At 33.9% G+C, this 560-nt stretch carries 1 protein-coding gene; it reads right to left on the reverse strand.

Translation table 11 applies throughout. From position 1 onward, the window contains the following. On the reverse strand, nucleotides 1-212 hold a 212-nt coding region (locus tag ACFIK8_RS10050; RefSeq protein WP_375669340.1), incomplete at its 3' end, for a hypothetical protein. Nucleotides 213-560 lie beyond the last annotated feature (348 nt).

The raw sequence follows: 560 nt of genomic DNA on the forward strand, positions 1-560 counted from the left end.
TTGGCATTTTCATTCAAACGCTTATGAAAACTCTTACTTTTTTCATATTCAGGGATTAAAATCTCTTCGCCAGAGGCTATGTTATGACCTAATTCATAGAGTTCGTCCTGCGATTTGTAAGTTGAGCGAAGAGGAGAATTAGTTTCAGTAAGACGGCAGCTGCTTGTTTGTTGAGAAAAAAAATACTTCATGAAAGAGAGTGTAAGCGCCATAATATTTTATTGCTATTCAATTAGGTGGTTTCTTTTATTCAATAGGTTGTTGGCATTTCTATTCTAATAAGAAGATTTGTATCTGAAAGTATTTACAATTTTTAAACCAGGCATTGAAAAATCAACGGAGCAGTGTCATTGGAAAATAAAAAAAGGTCGCTAGAGAAACAAGCGACCTAAGTTTAATTTATTGAATCATATTAATCTTGTTCTTGTTTTTTCAAAGCTGCACCGAGAATATCGCCAAGAGAAGCACCTGAGTCTGTAGAACCGTAATGTGCAACAGCTTCTTTTCCTTCAGCAATTTCTAAAGCTTTGATAGATACTGAAAGTTTACGTGTTTTTTTA

Source organism: Bartonella sp. MR168JLCBS (genome assembly GCF_042194175.1).